The sequence below is a fragment of the Leucobacter sp. cx-42 genome (genome assembly GCF_014529985.1).
GTDB lineage: Bacteria > Actinomycetota > Actinomycetes > Actinomycetales > Microbacteriaceae > Leucobacter.
Genome location: NZ_JACVMU010000007.1, coordinates 128,099 through 146,327, shown reverse-complemented (window position 1 = coordinate 146,327; position 18,229 = coordinate 128,099). Strand labels below are relative to the sequence as shown.

At 60.5% G+C, this 18,229-nt stretch carries 20 protein-coding genes and 1 tRNA gene; 20 read left to right on the top strand and 1 reads right to left on the bottom strand.

From position 1 onward, the window contains the following. Positions 1-59: 59 nt before the first annotated feature. The 4 genes from ruvA (at position 60) to coaE (ending at position 3,984) form a co-directional block, all read left to right on the top strand. The gene (gene ruvA, locus ICM05_RS08260) at positions 60-677 is read left to right on the top strand and encodes a Holliday junction branch migration protein RuvA (RefSeq protein ID WP_188024101.1); all 618 of its coding nucleotides are present in this window, start codon (positions 60-62) and stop codon (positions 675-677) included. Next, entirely contained in the window at positions 674-1,678 is a 1,005-nt protein-coding gene (ruvB, locus tag ICM05_RS08255; RefSeq protein WP_188024100.1) for a Holliday junction branch migration DNA helicase RuvB, read from the top strand. The genes ruvA and ruvB overlap by 4 nt, the downstream gene beginning before the upstream one ends. Positions 1,679-1,847: 169 nt before the next feature. Beyond that, positions 1,848-3,290, top strand: coding sequence for a 30S ribosomal protein S1 (gene rpsA / locus ICM05_RS08250; RefSeq protein WP_188024099.1), 1,443 nt, complete (start codon positions 1,848-1,850; stop codon positions 3,288-3,290). A gap of 73 nt (positions 3,291-3,363) precedes the next feature. Beyond that, entirely contained in the window at positions 3,364-3,984 is a 621-nt protein-coding gene (gene coaE, locus ICM05_RS08245) for a dephospho-CoA kinase (RefSeq protein WP_188024098.1), read from the top strand. An 81-nt stretch (positions 3,985-4,065) separates the two neighbouring features. Here coaE and ICM05_RS08240 read toward each other — a convergent pair whose 3' ends face one another. Next, positions 4,066-4,674 carry a vitamin K epoxide reductase family protein gene (locus ICM05_RS08240; RefSeq protein ID WP_188024097.1) on the bottom strand — a complete coding sequence of 203 codons (609 nt, stop codon included), beginning with the start codon at positions 4,672-4,674 and terminating at the stop codon, positions 4,066-4,068. A gap of 248 nt (positions 4,675-4,922) precedes the next feature. On the opposite strand from ICM05_RS08240, the gene ICM05_RS08235 reads away from it, so the two are divergent. The 16 genes from ICM05_RS08235 (at position 4,923) to ICM05_RS08160 (ending at position 18,227) form a co-directional block, all read left to right on the top strand. Next, the gene (locus ICM05_RS08235) at positions 4,923-7,421 is read left to right on the top strand and encodes an Rne/Rng family ribonuclease (RefSeq protein WP_188024096.1); all 2,499 of its coding nucleotides are present in this window, start codon (positions 4,923-4,925) and stop codon (positions 7,419-7,421) included. 188 nt (positions 7,422-7,609) lie between these two features. Beyond that, a complete protein-coding gene (gene rplU, locus ICM05_RS08230; RefSeq protein WP_188024095.1) occupies positions 7,610-7,918 on the top strand; it encodes a 50S ribosomal protein L21 in 309 nt (102 codons plus the stop codon). Positions 7,919-7,952: 34 nt separating this feature from the next. Beyond that, positions 7,953-8,207, top strand: coding sequence for a 50S ribosomal protein L27 (gene rpmA / locus ICM05_RS08225; RefSeq protein ID WP_188024094.1), 255 nt, complete (start codon positions 7,953-7,955; stop codon positions 8,205-8,207). Positions 8,208-8,310: 103 nt separating this feature from the next. Beyond that, positions 8,311-9,831, top strand: coding sequence for a GTPase ObgE (gene obgE / locus ICM05_RS08220; RefSeq protein WP_188024093.1), 1,521 nt, complete (start codon positions 8,311-8,313; stop codon positions 9,829-9,831). Further along, positions 9,828-10,610, top strand: a complete 783-nt coding sequence (gene proB, locus ICM05_RS08215; RefSeq protein WP_188024092.1) for a glutamate 5-kinase — start codon at positions 9,828-9,830, stop codon at positions 10,608-10,610. Before obgE ends, proB begins: the two co-directional genes overlap by 4 nt. Positions 10,611-10,674: 64 nt before the next feature. Then, positions 10,675-11,928 carry a glutamate-5-semialdehyde dehydrogenase gene (locus ICM05_RS08210; RefSeq protein ID WP_188024091.1) on the top strand — a complete coding sequence of 418 codons (1,254 nt, stop codon included), beginning with the start codon at positions 10,675-10,677 and terminating at the stop codon, positions 11,926-11,928. Positions 11,929-11,989: 61 nt separating this feature from the next. Then, positions 11,990-12,199, top strand: coding sequence for a hypothetical protein (locus ICM05_RS08205; RefSeq protein ID WP_188024090.1), 210 nt, complete (start codon positions 11,990-11,992; stop codon positions 12,197-12,199). Then, positions 12,199-12,801, top strand: coding sequence for a nicotinate-nucleotide adenylyltransferase (gene nadD, locus ICM05_RS08200; protein ID WP_353055868.1), 603 nt, complete (start codon positions 12,199-12,201; stop codon positions 12,799-12,801). Before ICM05_RS08205 ends, nadD begins: the two co-directional genes overlap by 1 nt. Beyond that, a complete protein-coding gene (locus ICM05_RS08195) occupies positions 12,798-14,201 on the top strand; it encodes a hypothetical protein (protein ID WP_188024088.1) in 1,404 nt (467 codons plus the stop codon). The genes nadD and ICM05_RS08195 overlap by 4 nt, the downstream gene beginning before the upstream one ends. Before the next feature lie 36 nt (positions 14,202-14,237). Continuing rightward, positions 14,238-14,639: a ribosome silencing factor gene (rsfS, locus tag ICM05_RS08190; protein WP_188024087.1), complete on the top strand. Its 402-nt coding sequence runs from the start codon at positions 14,238-14,240 to the stop codon at positions 14,637-14,639. Positions 14,640-14,675: 36 nt separating this feature from the next. Continuing rightward, positions 14,676-14,751: transfer RNA gene (locus ICM05_RS08185), tRNA-Ala, on the top strand. 83 nt (positions 14,752-14,834) lie between these two features. Continuing rightward, complete coding sequence (locus ICM05_RS08180; protein WP_188024086.1) at positions 14,835-15,338, top strand: O-acetyl-ADP-ribose deacetylase; 504 nt, start codon at positions 14,835-14,837, stop codon at positions 15,336-15,338. Between the two features lie 269 nt (positions 15,339-15,607). Then, positions 15,608-16,114, top strand: a complete 507-nt coding sequence (locus ICM05_RS08175; protein ID WP_353055857.1) for a DUF4395 domain-containing protein — start codon at positions 15,608-15,610, stop codon at positions 16,112-16,114. Then, positions 16,104-16,511 (top strand): rhodanese-like domain-containing protein, encoded by a 408-nt coding sequence (locus ICM05_RS08170; RefSeq protein ID WP_251364585.1) that lies wholly within the window; start codon positions 16,104-16,106, stop codon positions 16,509-16,511. Before ICM05_RS08175 ends, ICM05_RS08170 begins: the two co-directional genes overlap by 11 nt. A 223-nt stretch (positions 16,512-16,734) precedes the next feature. Beyond that, positions 16,735-17,889, top strand: coding sequence for an ATP/GTP-binding protein (locus tag ICM05_RS08165; RefSeq protein WP_188024084.1), 1,155 nt, complete (start codon positions 16,735-16,737; stop codon positions 17,887-17,889). Next, complete coding sequence (locus tag ICM05_RS08160; protein WP_188024083.1) at positions 17,886-18,227, top strand: hypothetical protein; 342 nt, start codon at positions 17,886-17,888, stop codon at positions 18,225-18,227. Before ICM05_RS08165 ends, ICM05_RS08160 begins: the two co-directional genes overlap by 4 nt. Positions 18,228-18,229: the final 2 nt, after the last annotated feature.

The window sequence follows — 18,229 nt, the reverse complement described above, 5'->3', positions numbered from 1 at the left end:
TTCGAATGGCCGGAGTGGCGTGAGTCACTCCGGCCATTCGTGCGTTTAGGGTTGGCACTGTGATTTCTTCGATTAACGGGCCGGTCCTCTCGCAGGGTGCCGGCTGGGTAGTTATTGGTGTTGGTGGCCTGGGCTACCGCGTCGAGGTGCCTGCAGGCCGCGGCCCCAGCGTGACTGTCGGTGACCACCTCTCGCTCGTTACATCGTTGATCGTGCGCGAGGACTCACTCACGCTGTTTGGCTTCCACGAAGATGTTGAGCTTGAGCTCTTCACGCGCCTCCTGAGCGTGTCGGGTGTTGGCCCGCGCATGGCACTTGGTGTGCTGTCTGCGCTTGCCCCGACCGAGCTGGTTGAGGCGGTCAAGCGCGAAGACGAGAAGCCGTTCAAGAAGGTTTCTGGCGTCGGCCCGAAGACCGCGAAGCTCATCGTTGTGTCGCTCGCTGGCAAACTGGACGGCCTCCAGATTGAGCTGCGTCATGACGCAGCAGAGAGTGCGGATCCCAACGAGGCCGTCGTAGCGGCAGTCGCAGAGGGCCTCGTTGGCCTCGGCTGGCGCGAATCTGATGCTCAGCAGGCAGCGCAGGATGCGCTCGACGCTGGTGCTCCCGCGAGCCACGCCGGACTGTTGCGTGCCGCGCTCGCACTTTTGCAGAGTAACCGCGGGGTGGGACGTTGAGCGTCGACAACGGTGAGCTCTCCCCGCAGGGCCGATCCGCCGAACTCACCTACGAGGGTGCCCTGCGCCCTGGCTCGCTCGCCGAGTTTGTTGGTCAGGAAAAGGTGCGCGACCAGCTCGGGCTACTGCTCGGGGCAGCGGCAATTGATGGCCGTACGCCCGACCATATTCTGCTTGCTGGCCCTCCCGGGCTTGGCAAGACCACGCTGTCGATGATCGTTGCGGCCGAACTTGAGGTGCCGCTGCAGCAGACATCTGGCCCGGCAATTCAGCACGCTGGCGACCTCGCCGCGGTGTTGTCCTCGCTGTCGCCGGGCGAAGTCCTGTTCATTGACGAGATCCATCGCATGGCGCGCAGCGCCGAAGAGATGCTGTATCTCGCGATGGAAGATTTCAAGGTCGACATCATGGTGGGCAAGGGTGCCGGTGCGACCTCTGTGCCGCTCGAATTGGCGCCGTTCACGCTCGTTGGCGCGACGACGCGGGCTGGCCTGCTGCCCAACCCGTTGCGCGACCGTTTCGGCTTCACTGCGCACCTTGAGTACTACGCGCACACCGAACTTGAACGGGTGGTCGCGCGCGCAGCTCGTCTCCTCGCGTTCCCACTCGCAGATGCTGGCGTCGTGGAGATCGCGGGTCGCTCTCGTGGCACGCCCCGTATCGCAAACCGACTGCTGCGCCGAGTGCGTGACTACTGCCTCGTGCACGAGGTGGAGGCGGATGTACTTGCGGTGCGCGCGGCGCTCTCTCTGTATGACGTGGATGAGAATGGCCTCGACCGCCTTGACCGCGAGGTGCTTGGCGTGATTATTGAGCGTTTTGGCGGCGGTCCTGTCGGCCTATCGACCCTCGCTGCGTCTGTCGGTGAGGAGTCGGAGACGATCGAGGCGGTCGTTGAGCCATTCCTTATGCGCGCTGGTCTCATCGCGCGTTCGCCACGTGGGCGGATCGCCACGCGACTTGGCTGGGAACACCTGGGATTGGTGCCGCCAGCGGCATAACTCGCCGCGTCGCATGCTGCTGGCAAAACTTTCAGATTCGGGGTAGGGTTGAGTGTCACATTTGTGGCGAAACCTGTCCACGCGGACACCGCTTCGGAGGCCTTGTGCCTCACTAACGTGAGTTAGTGCGTGTCCGCCTGATTTCCTGTCCATTCTGGAGACCAATTTCATGACTAACTCAACGACCACCAGCAAGGTCGCAATCAACGACATCGGCTCGGCCGAGGACTTCCTTGCAGCGGTCGAACTGACCATCAAGTCTTTCAACGACGGCGACCTCATCGAGGGCACCGTTGTAAAGATTGACCGCGACGAGGTTCTCCTCGACGTAGGCTTCAAGACCGAGGGCGTCATCCCCTCGCGCGAGCTGTCCATCAAGCACGACGTTGACCCCGATGAGGTCGTCAAGGTCGGCGACTCGGTTGAGGCACTCGTTCTCCAGAAGGAGGACAAGGAAGGCCGCCTGATCCTCTCGAAGAAGCGTGCTCAGTACGAGCGTGCTTGGGGCGATGTCGAGCGCATCAAGGAAAGCGACGGCGTTGTTACCGGTACCGTCATCGAGGTTGTCAAGGGCGGCCTCATCGTTGACATCGGACTCCGTGGCTTCCTCCCCGCATCGCTCATCGAGCTCCGCCGCGTCCGCGATCTCACGCCGTACCTCGGCCAGGAGATCGAGGCAAAGATCCTCGAGCTCGACAAGAACCGCAACAACGTTGTGCTTTCGCGTCGCGCACTCCTCGAGGAGACCCAGTCGGCTACCCGTTCGTCGTTCCTCGCAGAGCTCAAGCCCGGCCAGGTTCGCAAGGGTGTCATCTCGTCGATCGTCAACTTCGGTGCATTCGTGGACCTCGGTGGCGTCGACGGCCTCGTGCACGTTTCGGAGCTCTCGTGGAAGCACATCGAGCACGCTTCGGACGTCGTTGAGGTTGGCCAGGAAGTAACCGTTGAGGTTCTTTCGGTTGAGCTCGACCGCGAGCGCGTTTCGCTGTCGCTCAAGGCTACGCAGGAAGATCCCTGGCAGGTATTCGCACGCACCCACGCAATCGGCCAGATTGCACCGGGCGTCGTCACCAAGCTCGTTCCCTTCGGCGCGTTCGTTCGCGTTGCAGACGGCATCGAGGGCCTCGTGCACATCTCGGAGCTCTCGGGTCAGCACGTTGAGCTCGCTGAGCAGGTCGTTCAGGCCGGCCAGGAAGTCTTCGTCAAGATCATCGACATCGATCTCGAGCGTCGCCGCATCTCGCTCAGCCTCAAGCAGGCAAACGAGGGCGTTGACCCCGAGGGCACCGAGTTCGATCCCGCACTCTACGGTATGACCACTGAGTACGACGAGAACGGCGAGTACAAGTACCCCGAAGGCTTCGACCCTGAGACCCAGGAGTGGAAGGAAGGCTTCGAGAGCCAGCGCGAGAACTGGGAGAAGGAATACGCTTCTGCTCAGGAGCGTTGGGAAGCACACAAGAAGCAGGTTGCAGCTTCGATCGCTGAGGCAGCAGCAGCTCCCGCAGTTGAGGCACCCGCTTCGAGCTTCTCGAGCGACTCGAACGCTACCGGCGCACTCGCTGACGATGAGGCACTCGCTGCACTCAAGGCTCAGCTCGAAGGCAACTAAGTCCTTCTAGCTCGATAGCTACGTAAGAAAGCCCGGCTCCTTCTGGAGCCGGGCTTTCTGGTTTGATGGAGATATGACACTTATTGCACTCACAGGCGGTATCGCCTCAGGCAAGTCCACGGTCAGTGCCCGCTTCGCGGAGCTCGGGGCGGTCGTCATTGACGCTGACCAGCTTGCCCGCGAAGCCGTGGCGCCCGGTACGCCTGGTCTTGCCGGTATCGTGCAGGCGTTCGGTGCTGATGTGCTCGATTCGGCTTCAGGAGAGCTCAATCGTGCTGCGCTTGGCGCGCGGGTGTTTGGCGACGCGGAAGCGCTTGCGACACTGAATGGAATCGTGCACCCGGAAGTTCGTCGTCTTGCGGCCGAGCGCATCGATGCCGCTCGCGAGGCGGATCCGCACGCGGTTATCGTCTATGAGATTCCCCTGCTTGTGGAATCGGGGCACGGGCTCGGCGGAGCGGGATCGCCGCAGCAATGGGATGTCATCGTGGTTGCAGACGCGCCTGCGGAGGTGCGTCTCGATCGCTTGCGTGACTTGCGCGGTCTGAGTGAAGAGGAAGCGCAGCGACGTATCGCGAGTCAGGCCACCGATGAGGACCGTCGTGCGATTGCGGACATCCTCATTCATACTGCTGAGTCACTGGATGCGACCCGCGCCCAGGTCGATGCGATCTGGCAGTCGCTGGGGGAGTGATCCGCCCCGCGAGGCCCGCGAGCACATAGACAAAGGTCCGAGCCGCATTGCCTGCGACCCGGACCCTTGGTGTTGCGGTGATTAACGCGTGAACTCAGCGAACCAATCAAGACGGAACTGAGCTGCTGCCGCAATAACGACGAAGCAGAGTACGATCGCTACCCACACCCATGAGCGCATGTTGACGAAGCGCTGCTTGGTCTGGTCGGAAACGTTCACGTAGCCCGCAGCCTCGGGCTGGAACAGTGTGGTCCAGAAGAGCGGGATCGTGACCGACCACACCACCATGCACCACGGGCACAGGGTGCCGAGGCTGTAGATGCTCTGGTATGCGAGCCAGCCGACAAACACGAGGCCGAGCGCGAGGCCGATGCGGTAGAGGGCCCAGAACCAGTTCGCAAACCGGGCACCTGCGAGCAATGCGACACCGACGATGATCGGAGCCATGAATGCACCGATGCCGATGATTGTGTTACTGAAGCCAAAGATGGAACCCTGCCAAGAGTCCATGTTTGGGCCACAGGTGACCAGCACGCTTACGTTACAGTTCGGGATGTATCCCGGCTCTTTGATCTTCTTGATGTACTCGGTGATGAGCTCGAAAGCCGCGAAAAGCCCGATGAATCCGAGCACGATTGTCGCAATCGGGAACACGCGGGAACGGGTTGGGGTCTGCGTCACCTCAGTCATGCCCCGATTCTAAACCCACGACACTGAACGTCAGACGAGGCTATGTCGCAAGTCGCATGTAATAATGGAAGCTGTGGCAACGCATAGTCGTGTTACCCACAAGAGTCTTGCACCGCCGGAAAGCGAGGCCAGTCGCACAGGGCGACGGTCTGCCGGTACGCGGAAGAGTACGAGTTGTTAAGGCGCATTGCGCCAAGAGTTTTTGCTCCAGATCCCGTATTTGGGGCAGTGAATGGAGAGCACCAGGAATGGTGACGAACAAGATTACCGAGACCCCAGAAGTGGGCGGATCGGGAGAAGAATCCGTAGAAACTGTCGAAGTTGTCGAGGTGGCCGTGGCTGACGCGCCCGCCGAAGCAGCGAATGCAGCTGTGACTGAGACGACCGCTGACGAAGCTGAGAAGCCCGACGCTGCCGCTGAGGTTGTCGCCGAAGAGGTTAAGGCGGAAGAAGCAAAGCCCGCAGAGCCCGAGGTTGTGAAGGGTTCCGACGGCCTGCCGCTCGTACTACCCCTCGCTGCGCTCTCGCCAGAAGAGCAGTTCCGTGCGACCACGCGGCTGATCTTCCTTGCTCCTGACGTTCCGCCGATTGATCCGCGCCCCCGTCGTGGTAACTTCCGTCAGCTCGATGACATCTTTGAAGAGCAGCATCAGGCGCTTCGTCAGCATGATCGCGAGGCTGAGCAGCCCGCACGTCGTGAGCGTCGTGAGCGTCGTTCTGCTGCACCTCAGGCGGCGCCTGAGGCTGAGCCCCAGCGTCGCCAGTCGGCTCCGGTGGTGACCGAGCCGCAGCGCGTGAAGGGCTCAACTCGACTCGAGGCTAAGAAGCAGCGTCGTCGTGATGGGCGTGACGCAGGTCGTCGTCGCACAGTCATTACCGAGTCGGAATTCCTTGCTCGCCGCGAGGCAGTCGACCGCGAAATGATCGTGCGCAGCTCTGCTGACCGCATTCAGATCGGCGTACTTGAAGACAGCGTTCTGGTTGAGCACTACGTTGCTCGTTCGAGCGAGAACTCACTGATCGGCAACGTGTACATCGGTCGTGTGCAGAACGTGCTCCCGAGCATGGAAGCAGCATTCGTTGATATTGGGCGCGGCCGCAACGCGGTGCTTTACTCAGGCGAAGTTGACTGGTCTGAGTTCGAAGGTGGAAACACCGCTCGCAAGATCGAGAATGCACTGAAGCCCGGCGATCGTGTGCTCGTGCAGGTCACGAAGGACCCGGTGGGGCACAAGGGTGCACGCCTGACCAGCCAAATTTCGCTTCCCGGTCGCTTCCTCGTGTATGTCCCCGGCGGCGCGATGAACGGCATCTCCCGCAAACTGCCCGATACCGAGCGTGCACGCCTGAAGAAGATCCTCAAGGAAGTCCTCCCGAGCGGCGCTGGCGTCATCGTGCGCACGGCTGCCGAAGGTGCGACCGAAGAGCAGCTCACTCGCGACGTTCAGCATCTTGCACGTCAGTGGGAGCACATCCAGGCACGCATGGCGAAGGGTGGCGGTCCCGCACTGCTGCACTCAGAGCCGGACATGCTCATCAAGATTGTGCGTGACGTCTTTAATGAAGATTTCCAGCGCATGGTGATTTCGGGCAACGATACGCACGCGACGATCTCGAACTACCTCGAGCAGGTTGCTCCCGATCTGCTGCAGCGCGTCGAGCGCTACGAGGGTGAGCGTGATGTCTTTGATAAGTTCCGCGTGACGGAGCAGATCGCGAAGGCGCTCGACCGAAAGGTCTGGCTGCCATCGGGTGGCTCGCTCGTCATTGACCGCACTGAGGCAATGACCGTTGTCGACGTCAACACGGGCAAGTTCGTTGGCTCTGGTGGCAACCTCGAAGAGACCGTCACTAAGAACAACCTTGAGGCTGCTGAGGAAATCGTTCGTCAGCTTCGGCTGCGCGATGTCGGTGGCATCATCGTCATTGACTTCATTGACATGGTCCTCGAGTCGAACCGCGATCTCGTGCTTCGTCGTCTTGTTGAATGCCTCGGCCGCGACCGCACCAAGCATCAGGTGGCTGAGGTGACCTCGCTTGGTCTCGTTCAGATGACTCGTAAGAAGCTGGGCCTTGGCCTGCTCGAGTCGTTCAGCGAGCCCTGCGATGTGTGCGCGGGCCGTGGCGTTGTGGTGCACCACGATCCCGTCTCGAAGCATCGTAACGAGGCACCCCGTTCATCGAAGCGAAACCGCAACAACAGCGGTGGTGGCAACACGAACACTCACGCCGGCAACAAGAGCGACAACGGCAATGCGCAGGGTGAAAACCAGTCGCAGCCTGTCGCAGCCGACGCTAAGGCTCACGCCATCACCGATGGCGCTAAGAACATGCTGGCTCAGGTAGCCGCTTCGACACTTCCTGCTTCATCGGCTGACGAACCCGCGCATGCGGGATCGAAACCAGCTGTCGCAGAAGAAAAGAAGAGCGGCAAGGTAGTGAGTGGGAAGGCCCGCCGTGGTGGCGCCGCACCCGCAGCTGCTGAACCGAGCCCTGCAGCGAACCTGCTTGATAGCGTTCTCGACGCTCTTCCGGACGCACCCGCGGTCGGAACGTCGCGAGCTCGTCGTCGGGCTTCGCAGCCGGCAGGTGGATCGGCTCGTGCGAATCGCGCGACGCAGTCCGCTGGTTCGGCAACGGAAGACTCGGCACCCCAGGTGGCGAAAGACGTCGCGGTAGATCCGCAGCAGCTCATTTTTGATGCGCTCGATGTGCGCGTGCAAGAAAAGGCTTCCGAGCGGGACTAACAGTCCCATCGAGCCTGGTGATTGGTCGACACCAGGCTCGACACGCTGGCACATATTTGACCGAAAATAGAAGTTCAAGTTAATATTGATCGTTGTGCTAGATGCTTTTATGTGCATCGGCGACAGTGTTTCGGTTGCAGACCAATTGCGACTGACTTAGAAAGACGATCCTAGGAAAAGGGTGACAAGTGGTTTACGCAGTTGTGCGCGCAGGCGGCCGGCAGGAGAAGGTCGAAATCGGTTCGATCATCACCGTTAACCGTATGGCAGGTGACGCAAAGGGTAAGGTTCAGCTTCCCGCAGTTCTCCTCGTCGACGGCGAGACCGTGACCACCGATGCAGCGAAGCTTGCAAAGGTAAAGGTTACTGCTGAGGTTCTCGGCGACCTCCGCGGCCCGAAGATCGTCATTCAGCGCTACAAGAACAAGACCGGTTACAAGAGCCGCCAGGGTCACCGTCAGGACCTGACCCGCCTCAAGGTCACCGGCATCAAGTAACCAGCTTCGGCTGCTACCTAAGGAGTAGAGACTCATGGCATCAAAGAAGGGCGTAGGCTCTAGCAAGAACGGCCGCGACTCGAACGCACAGCGCCTCGGCGTGAAGCGCTTCGGTGGCCAGGACGTGAACGCAGGCGAAATCATCGTTCGCCAGCGTGGCACCAAGTTCCACCCCGGCGTAAACGTCGGCCGTGGCAAGGATGACACGCTGTTCGCACTTGCTGCAGGCGAGGTTGAATTCGGCGCAAAGGGCGGCCGCAAGGTCGTCAACATCGTCACCGCAGCGTAAGTTCGCGGGTTTTCGCAAGAGGCGGGCTTCGGCTCGCCTCTTGTTGTTTTACGGCCATACACTTGGAGGTGTAATTGGCCGCAGGTGAGAGGGTGGAAAAGTCATGGTGACGTTCGTTGATCAGGTGCAGGTGCACCTGCAGGCAGGACGCGGTGGCGACGGCTGTGTCTCGGTAAAGCGTGAGAAGTTTAAGCCTCTCGCTGGCCCAGACGGTGGCGCAGGCGGAAACGGTGGTGACATCGTTTTCGTTGCTGACCCACAGAGCACGACGCTGATCGATTTCCATCGACGCCCACACCTCATGTCTGAAAACGGTGGATATGGTGCTGGCGACTACCGCGATGGCACAAACGGCACAGAGCTTGCGCTGAGCGTTCCTGTCGGAACGGTGATCAAGAGCTCGAAGGGGGAGACCCTCGCTGATTTCACCGAGCCCGGCATGCGATTCCTCGCCGCTCGTGGTGGCATCGGTGGCCTCGGTAACTGGGCGCTCGCGAGCCCGAAGCGTAAGGCGCCAGGCTTCTCGCTGCTCGGGACCAAGGGCAAGGCACTCTCGCTCACCCTTGAGCTGAAGACGATCGCAGACGTTGCGTTCGTCGGCTACCCGTCCGCTGGTAAGTCAAGCCTCATTGCCGCAATGAGTGCGGCAAAGCCAAAGATTGCCGACTACCCGTTCACCACGCTCCACCCGAATCTCGGTGTGGTTGTTGCTGGTGAGCACCGGTACACCGTTGCAGACGTTCCCGGTCTCATCGAGGGCGCGAGTGAGGGTAAGGGCCTTGGCCTTGATTTCCTCCGTCACGTCGAGCGCTGCAGCGCGCTGCTGCACGTCCTTGACTGCGCAACGCTTGAGCCGGGACGCGATCCGCTGTCTGACCTCGAGGTCATCAAGGCAGAACTTGAGGCGTACCCAGTACCTGAGGGCCAGAAGCCGCTCAACGAGCGCCCCCAGCTGATCGCACTCAATAAGATCGACATCCCTGAGGCTCGTGAGCTCGCGGAGTTCGTACGAGGCGACCTTGAGAAGCAGGGCTACCGTGTCTTCGAGATCTCGACTGCAAGCCACGAAGGCCTGCGCGAGCTTTCCTTCGCGCTGGCTGGCCTCGTCGAGGAAGCACGCGCAGCTGAGCTCGCTGCGGCTGCAGAGGTGCGCGAGCGCATCGTGCTTGAGCCCAAGCAGCGCAGCCGTGGCGGCCGTCAAGCATCGTTCACGGTTCGCACTGAGGGTGGCACGCACGGCACGATCTTCCGTATTCTCGGTGAGCGCCCCGAGCGCTGGGTTGAGCAGACGGACTTCGCAAACGATGAGGCTGTGGGCTATCTCGCTGACCGCCTGCAGAAGGCCGGCCTCGAGGACGCGCTCGTCAAGGCTGGTGCAGTCTCTGGCTCAACCGTCGTGATTGGCCCAGGTTCGGGCGTCGTCTTCGATTGGGAGCCCTCGATTACGAGTGCTGCCGAGGTGCAGGTTGGCGTTCGTGGCTCTGATGATCGCATCGATCGAAATTCGCGCCGTACGAACAACGAGCGTCGCGCTGACTACTACAAGATGATGGACGCGAAGGCAGAAGCACGTGCCGAGCTCGAGCGCGAGCGCGAGGCAGGACTCTGGAAGGAAGAAGAGTGAATCTGAGCGAGAAGCTCTTTGCTGCGAAGCGAGTCATCGTAAAGGTTGGCTCCTCCTCGGTGAGTGGCGACAACGCCGCACAGATCCCACTCCTCGTTGATTCGCTTGCGAAGCTGCACGCTGCCGGAGCACAGGTTGTGCTGGTGTCGAGCGGCGCGATCGCAACCGGCGTTCCGTTCCTGAAGCTGGACGAGCGTCCCGACGACCTCGCAACTCAGCAGGCCGCTGCCGCGGTTGGTCAGAATGTTCTGGTCAACCGCTACCAGCGTGCGTTCACGAGCCACGAGATTGTCGGCGGTCAGGTACTCCTGACCGCGAACGACATGGAGAACCCGACGCACCGCGGCAACGCGAAGCGTGCGCTCGAGCGTCTGCTTGAGCTCGGCATTCTCCCGATCATCAACGAGAACGATACGGTCGCAACCCACGAGATCCGCTTCGGCGACAACGATCGGCTTGCGGCGCTTGTCGCACGCCTCATTGGTGCCGATCTGCTCGTGCTGCTCTCTGATGTAGACGCGCTGTACACCGCACCGCCCGAGAATCCCGGCGCCAAGCGTATTCCGCGCGTTGGTTTCCGTGATCCGCTCGAAGGTATCGAGATTGGTGAGAGCCGTTCAGGTTGGGGCACCGGCGGTGCCGCGACCAAGGTGCAGGCCGCTCGCCTCGCTGCTGACGCTGGCGCCGAGGTGCTGTTGACCGAGGCGCGCCTGTTTGATTCCGTGCTTGAGGGCGCGGATCGCGGAACCTGGTTCGACGCCCGGCCCGCATCCGCCTAACTCGTAGGCAATCTATAGCTCTGAGGTAGCTGTGACCGACACATCTGTGTCCTAGACTGTGGTCATGGCTACCTCAGATCTGTTTCTCGCACGCTTGCAGCGTGCAAAGACCGCGTCGCGCCGTCTCGGTACCGCGACCACCGATGAGAAGAATCGCGCTCTAGAAGCGATTGCACAGACCATTGAGACGAACATCCCAGAGATCGTGGCAGAGAACACCAAAGATCTCGACCGTGGACGCGAGCAGGGCATCGGCGATGGCCTCCTCGACCGCCTCCGTCTCGACGAAGACCGCTTGAAGGGTCTCGCCGCAGCTGTGCGCGAGATCATCGCGCTCCCGGACCCCGTTGGTGAGATCGTACGCGGCAGTACCCTCGCGAACGGTATCCGCATTTCGCAGGTCCGCGTCCCGTTTGGCGTCGTCGGCGCGATTTACGAGGCGCGCCCGAACGTCACGGTTGATATTGCCGCAATCGCGCTCAAGAGCGGGAACGGCGCAGTGCTGCGTGGCGGATCCGCCGCCGCATCCTCCAACGAAGTTCTCGTGCGCCTCATTCAGCAGGCAATTACGGCATCGGGACTCGACGGCGACGTGGTTCAGACCATCGATGAATTCGGCCGCGAGGGCGCGAACCGCCTCATGCGAGCCCGTGGCTTCATTGACGTGCTAATCCCGCGCGGTAGCGCAGGCCTCATTTCGACCGTTGTGCAGGAGTCCACTGTCCCCGTCATCGAAACCGGAGCGGGTGTCGTGCACGTCTATGTTGACGCGTCCGCTGACGAAGACATGGCCGTGGAAATTGTGCGCAATGCGAAGACTCACCGCCCGAGCGTTTGCAACGCTGCTGAGACGCTGCTGGTGCACCGTGACGCTGCTGAGCGTATGCTTCCGCGGATCCTCTCCTCGCTCGCAGAGAGCGGCGTCAGCCTGCTCGGCGACGATCGCGCAATTGCTGCGAACGACGTTGTCACCGCGGCTGACGATGCGACCTGGGAGACCGAGCATCACAGCCTCACGATGGGCGTTCGCGTGGTCGACTCGCTGGACGAAGCAATCGAGCACATTGAGCGTTACTCGACCCGTCACACCGAGGTTATTGTGACGAGCGATATCGCGAGTGCGGATCGATTCCTCGCAGAGATCGACGCTGCGGTCGTCATGGTCAATGCCTCTTCTCGCTTCACTGACGGCGGCGAGTTTGGCTTCGGCGCGGAGGTCGGAATTTCGACCCAGAAGATGCACGCACGCGGCCCGATGGGACTGCCCGAGCTGACGAGCACGAAGTGGCTCGTGCGCGGCGCTGGCCAGATCCGCTAGCGGCAACCGCTACACTTATATTTGAACATCTGTTTCTTGAGTTTCCACACAAGGGGTTTTCATGTCACTTGCAGCAACCGTTCTCGCAGCCTCTGAGGGCGCGCACATTGTGAACGAACTGCCGATTCCGGCGGTTGCCTACGGCATTATCGTCGGCGCTCTCTTCGCCGTAATGGGTCTCGTTGTGTTCTCCTTCCGTGACGTTGCAAACCGTCACTCGGAGAAGGCAGAGGCATACGCACGTGAGCACGGCGGCGAGTCGCAGCACTAATCGTGGCTAACCGACGCAGGGTCGGGGTGATGGGTGGAACATTCGATCCCATTCACCACGGCCACCTCGTCGCAGCCAGTGAGGTGGCACAGAGTTTTGACCTCGATGAGGTCATTTTCGTGCCGACCGGTCGGCCGTGGCAAAAGAGTAACGTTTCCGAGGGGGAGCACCGTTATTTGATGACGGTAATCGCGACCGCCTCGAACCCGCGCTTTAAGGTGAGCCGAGTTGATATTGATCGACTCGGCCCCACCTACACGGTCGACACGCTCGCGGACCTCCGGGAGCAGATGCCCGATGCAGAACTCTTCTTCATCACGGGCGCCGACGCCATCAAACAGATCGTCGGCTGGAAAGACGTAGACCGCCTCTGGGGCCTCTCGCATTTTATTGCGGTGACTCGCCCCGGCCATGAACTTGAACTGTCTGGGCTCTCCCATGAAAACGTAAGTACTCTGGAGATTCCAGCGCTTGCGATCTCATCGACGGATTGCCGAGAGCGTGTTGGACGAGGTTTTCCCGTGTGGTACCTCGTGCCAGACGGCGTCGTGCAGTACATTGCAAAGCATGGGCTATACGCCGAGGGAGCATTGGAATCATGAGTGAGCAGGAACGACCGTTAACGCGTCGCGAGCTGCGTGCCCGCGAAGAAGCGGAGCGCGCACACGATAGTGCCGCAAATGAGCAGCCGGTTGAGCCGGTTGAGGAGACCGTAGAGGAACCGGCGCCGATCACGGCGTCGATCCCAGAGGTAGTCCTCGAAGCAATCGAAATTTCGCCTGTCCACGAGGACGGCACGCCGCGTTCGCGTCGCGAGATGCGACAGCTCCGTGAAGAGGCTGTTGCTGCATTGCAGGAAGAAGTTGCTTCTGAGAACTTCGCTGCAGAGGTGCTTGCGCCCGCAGTTGAGTCGGTAGAAGCTGTCGAATCTGGCGACGTTGAGCCCGAGGCTGAGATTGTCGCGCCGGGCGCTGCGGATCTTTTCGCCGAGGTCCCGGCGATTGACGACACTGCATTCCCGGAGACTGCACCGTACACCTTCGAGGAGCTGAAGCTGGCCGAAGAGCCCAGCGCTGAGGCTGCTGATGCGGGTGAAGACGCGGCTCCGGTAGACAGCGCAGACACGGCTGACGGCACTGAAGAGTCTGACGGCAGCGAGCAGGAAGCAAAGTCAAAGCGTGGCTTTGGTTCGCTGTGGCGTCGTGGCAAGAAGTCTGACGAGGCCGAGTCTGCCGAAGCTGAGTCTGCAAATGCTGAGGCTTCTGACCTTGAAGACGCAGCTGAGGCAGAGACAGAAGCTGAAGCTGACATTGAGGTACCTGAAGACTCAAGTGACGCTGAGCAGGTCGAAGCCTCGGTTGAGGCTGATGAACTTCCCGTCACCGCAGTCGCGCCGGTAGTTGGCGAAGAGGCTGTCGAGGAGGAATCGCCTGCATCAGATGATGCACCGGCGTATACCTTCCCTGATATTCGCCCGCCGGAGGAGTGGCATCCCGTCATTGACGATCCCGCATCACGTGTCGGTGGTGCTGCTGCGGCTCAGGGAGACTTCGAGTCGCTTATCTCCCGCGCCGTGGCGCAGGAGGGCGCGGCGAGCCCAAGCAACACTTCGGCGCTCATCCTTCCTTCACACCCCGAGGCAACCGACTCGCTGACCGGGCCGTTGGGTATGACCGGTGAACTTTTCGTCACTGGAGCTATTCATCTTCCGAAGTCGCTCGGCGAAACTGGTACGCACGCGTCGCTGCAGCACTCGGCTGAGTACGATCCGTTTGTTGCTGAGGTGGTTGAAGACTCCCTCAACGCAACGGCAGACCACGGTGTCGCTCCGGTCTCCGCGCGCGCCGCTGTGAGTGCGCAGACCGTTCGCGAGGCGCCTGTGGTAGCCGCTCCGACACGCGAGAAGAGCAAGCTTCCGATGATCCTTGCGCTCTCGGGTGGCGGACTGGTCGTAGTCGTTGGCGGTATTATTGTTTGGGCCGTAAACAGCGGCGCATTCTGAGTTCTTCAGAAACACTTCTTCGAAAGGGTCACCGTAGTGGAGACGCAGCCGCTTGAGTCCATCATTGAGACCGCGGTCCTCGCCGCCGACGCGAAGGGCGCAACCGACCAGGTTGCCTTGAACGTAGCCGAGCAGTTCGGTTACGCTGACGCGTTCCTGATTGTGAGTGGCTCTGTTGAGCGCAACGTTCAGGCTATCTCTGACAACATCGAGGACGAGCTGAATAAGTCCGGCGTTCGCACGATTCGTCGTGAGGGGCGTTCGGGTGGACGCTGGGTCCTGCTCGATTTTGGTGATTTGCTCGTTCACGTGTTCCATCACGAGGACCGTGAGTTCTACCAGCTCGAGCGCCTCTGGGGCGATTGCCCGAGCATTGATGTCAACGACACGCTCGAGCGTGCGCGATTGGCTCACGAGGCTCGTCTCGAGGTAGAGTAAGAGAGTCGTCGGGCGAGCATTCGTCCGACTTCACTTGGGTCTATGGCGCAGTTGGTAGCGCACCTGCATGGCATGCAGGGGGTCAGGGGTTCGAATCCCCTTAGATCCACCAATAAAAGGCTCCGACCATTGCGGTCGGAGCCTTTTGGCGTCTGGGGGTCCCGAAATGTCAGTGGTCGGCTCTAGTGTGAACGCATGACGACTATTACCGCAGTTCTGGGGAGTATCACTGAGCAGCACGTTGACGCGATCGTGAATGCTGCGAACTATCGCATGCGCGGTGGCGGGGGAGTTGACGGCGCCATTCACCGAGCGGGTGGGCGCGCGATTTTGGCTGAGTGTATTACTCGCTTCCCAGAGGGCCTCGCGACGGGAAATGCTGGCTTCACGACGGCCGGTGACTTGCCGGCAAAGTGGGTTATTCATACCCCGGGCCCCAATTATGGCCGTGGCCAGCGTGACCCTGAGCTGTTGGCGTCTTGCTATCGCCGTTCGATGGAGGTGGCGAGTGAACTCGGCGCGCAAAGCGTTGCGTTCCCACTCCTCAGCTCCGGTATTTATCGCTGGCCTATTGAAGACGCCATCACGATTGCGGTGCACACTCTTTCGCAAGTGAAGTCAGACGTGAGCGAAGTGCGTCTGGTGACAATCGATGCGGCAGCCTACGAGCTCCTACAATCGGCAATTGCTGCTGTATAGGCTACGTGTTGCACGCTGATTGCGCTGGGTGATGGTGGTGGCGCGGCGGCAGTGTTTTAGGCGACAACTCACTGCGATGTCCCCGGTGAACCAATACCCCCAGGGGTATAGTATGGTGGAGGTGTTGGCGCTCTTGCGCCTGCAAATCTTGCACACCGGACGTAAGGTCAGTCATGCCTCATTCGCAACGCGATGCCTCGCTCAACGTGGACCCTGCGCGCCAGGACGCCTCCCCCGTTGGCCAGTGGGTACCTGGTTACGAAATTCCCGTGATCAATGAGCGCGTAGCGCGGGCCGGGGCTGGGTTGCTGTTTCTGCCCGGCCTGGTGCTGTACGTCATTGCCGCGACTACAGGCTCAGCTGAAGCACTGAAACCCTTCGGGGCGTTGTTCATAATCGACATGTTCATTCGTGTGACGGCGGGCGAGAAATGGGCGCCATCCCTTGCGCTTGGCGCGCTGTTCGTTCGACGGCAAACCCCAGAGTGGGTTGGCGCACCGCAGAAGCTCTTTGCCTGGTGGATGGGCTACGGGATGGGCGTTGTCGCCTGCGCGGCCACGGGGCTGTTCCAAGCTCCGCTGTGGGTCACTCTTGCGTTGTGTGGGCTCTGTTTGAGCTTCCTGTTTCTCGAAGTTGCGTTTGGCATTTGCGTGGGATGTAAGTTGCAGGGGCTTTTTTCGAGACGTCCACCGATGTACTGCGCGGGCGACACCTGCGCGGCGCCTACCTCTGGCAATCACATTTCCCCGATCGAAAGGACGACCGATGCTTCGTAAGATGCTCACCGCACTCACCTTCCCACTCGCAGCCGTTGCGCTTGCTGTTGGGCTTACCGGGTGCGCTCCAGCCGCAGGCGATGGTGCGGAACCACAAGCCAGCACACATACCATCGAGGTGCCAGCTGACGCAGTCATTCTCGATGTGCGTACCCCGCAGGAGTTTGCGAGCGGACACCTCACCGGCGCAACGGTACTTGATTTCAACGCAGGCGAAGTAGCCGCGCAAGCGGCAGCACTCGATCCGGAGCAGGAGTATTACGTGTACTGCCGCTCGGGGAGCCGCTCAAGCCAGGCCGTCAAGCTCCTGCAAGCCGCAGGCATTAAGCAGGTGACAGATCTTGGCGGTCTCGACGCAGCCGCCGTCCTTACGGGAATCCCGGTGATCGCCGAATAGGGAAGTGCGTACACGCGTCAGGGGCTGGGTTTCACACCGAAATGTAGAACCCAGCCCCCTGGCACGTACTGTCGCTTATCCCTGAACTTGAGCGTTACGGCAGAAGAAGAAGGCAGCGGCTGCGCCAGTTTCGACGACCCCGAGAATCGCTTGAAGGACAAAGGGGTGCGTGGAGCCTGCGAGTGGAGCTATGCCCACATGAGTATTTGACTAGGCTGAAGCTATGAAAGAACTAAAGAAGCTCGAGCAAGAGATCGCCGTGTTTGGTGAAAGCGGCAGCGGTAAATCAGTACTTGTTTCTTCCTTCTATGGTTTTACACAGGAAGCCCAGTATCCGAAGGAAAACGGATTCCGCGTTATCGCTGACGACCTGGGTGCTGGCCTACGACTGCACCAGAACTACCTCGGTATGAAGAACTCTGCTGTGCCGCCTGCTGCGACGCGATTCGACGTATCGCGGCATTCGTTCTCGATCCAGCCGCACAACTGGAACGTCGGTAACGGTTCGAAGAAGCAGCCATTCTCAGCCGCACGCTTGACCTGGCACGATTATCCAGGCGAGTGGTTCGAACAGGAACCAGGTGGTCCAGCTGAGGCTGAACGTCGAGTAGAGACCTTCCGTTCGCTCCTCGGAGCTGACGTCGCCTTTCTTCTGGTTGACGCTCAGCGGCTCTTGGATAACGTTGGTGAGGAAGAACGTTACCTCAAGAGCCTCTTCGCAAACTTCCGGAACACGCTGCTTGCCATGCAGGAGAACTTGTGTCTAAACGGCGAGAAGCTCGCGGTGTTCCCACGTATCTGGCCGGTAGCGCTCTCCAAAGCCGACCTCATGCCAGAGCACGATGTCTATTGGTTCCGCGACCTCATTATCGAGAAAGCGGGCGCTGAGCTCGAAGACCTCAAAGGTGTGATTAGCGGGATGATCGATGGGGCGGAAGCGCTCTCCATCGGAGATGACTTCATGCTTATTTCAGCGGCCCAATTCACTCCCGGCACTATTGACGTTGAAAAGCGCGTCGGTGTGGATCTAATACTGCCACTTTCAGTAATTATGCCGTTCGAACGTCATGCAAAGTGGGCAGCTGCTAAGCAGCTTCCTGTGCAGATTGCGGAGAAGGCGTTGCGCAATGTCGGCACACTCGCCGGCGGCTTGCTCGGGTTTGTCACGCCGTTCCTTCGCGGCCGTCTCGGCCTTGTATTCAAATTTGTTGGCGCGAATGAGATCAATCAGGCTGCGCAGCTCGGCGGAGACGCGCTGCAGAAACTCAACGAAAAGGCGCGCGCAAAGAATGATCACTTAGCCATGATTCTCACGGGCTTTAAACTCGCGCTCGAACAGGCGGAGCGCGCACACATACTGCTCAGGAGAAACCGATGAAGATCATCTGGGCCACCCGTGGCAAGACCTGGGGCTTTAAGTTTCTCCGCGCAGATGGCTGTGCGGATCCGCTCCCTGCCTTCGAGCAAGCGTTTCGTGGCGCACCCGCGTCTGGCGACTTCTTCGCCCGTACGAACGACAACACCGGCTTTATGTTCCGACTCATGGACCCGCGGGGCCGCACGGATCGTTCTGGCCGCGTGATTCCGCACGAGATCATTGTGTTTGGCGACCCAGCGGAGACCGTGCAGTCACTAGATGACGCCCTGCGCGAGATCTGGCCAGAGCTCTCGGTGCAGTATGACGCCGTGTGGGACATGCCGCCGCTGGCTGGCTGATC

Excerpts from the sequence above, each read along its gene's own strand:
- rpsA (WP_188024099.1), top strand. The coding sequence starts at position 1,848 with ATGACTAACTCAACGACCACCAGCAAGGTCGCAATCAACGACATCGGC.
- ICM05_RS08210 (WP_188024091.1), top strand. The coding sequence starts at position 10,675 with ATGGCTACCTCAGATCTGTTTCTCGCACGCTTGCAGCGTGCAAAGACC.
- ICM05_RS08205 (WP_188024090.1), top strand. The coding sequence starts at position 11,990 with ATGTCACTTGCAGCAACCGTTCTCGCAGCCTCTGAGGGCGCGCACATT.
- ICM05_RS08180 (WP_188024086.1), top strand. The coding sequence starts at position 14,835 with ATGACGACTATTACCGCAGTTCTGGGGAGTATCACTGAGCAGCACGTT.
- ICM05_RS08160 (WP_188024083.1), top strand. The coding sequence starts at position 17,886 with ATGAAGATCATCTGGGCCACCCGTGGCAAGACCTGGGGCTTTAAGTTT.
- ICM05_RS08235 (WP_188024096.1), top strand. The coding sequence starts at position 4,923 with ATGGTGACGAACAAGATTACCGAGACCCCAGAAGTGGGCGGATCGGGA.
- ICM05_RS08170 (WP_251364585.1), top strand. The coding sequence starts at position 16,104 with ATGCTTCGTAAGATGCTCACCGCACTCACCTTCCCACTCGCAGCCGTT.
- ICM05_RS08240 (WP_188024097.1), bottom strand. The coding sequence starts at position 4,674 with ATGACTGAGGTGACGCAGACCCCAACCCGTTCCCGCGTGTTCCCGATT.
- rpmA (WP_188024094.1), top strand. The coding sequence starts at position 7,953 with ATGGCATCAAAGAAGGGCGTAGGCTCTAGCAAGAACGGCCGCGACTCG.
- ICM05_RS08195 (WP_188024088.1), top strand. The coding sequence starts at position 12,798 with ATGAGTGAGCAGGAACGACCGTTAACGCGTCGCGAGCTGCGTGCCCGC.
- coaE (WP_188024098.1), top strand. The coding sequence starts at position 3,364 with ATGACACTTATTGCACTCACAGGCGGTATCGCCTCAGGCAAGTCCACG.
- obgE (WP_188024093.1), top strand. The coding sequence starts at position 8,311 with ATGGTGACGTTCGTTGATCAGGTGCAGGTGCACCTGCAGGCAGGACGC.
- ICM05_RS08165 (WP_188024084.1), top strand. The coding sequence starts at position 16,735 with ATGAAAGAACTAAAGAAGCTCGAGCAAGAGATCGCCGTGTTTGGTGAA.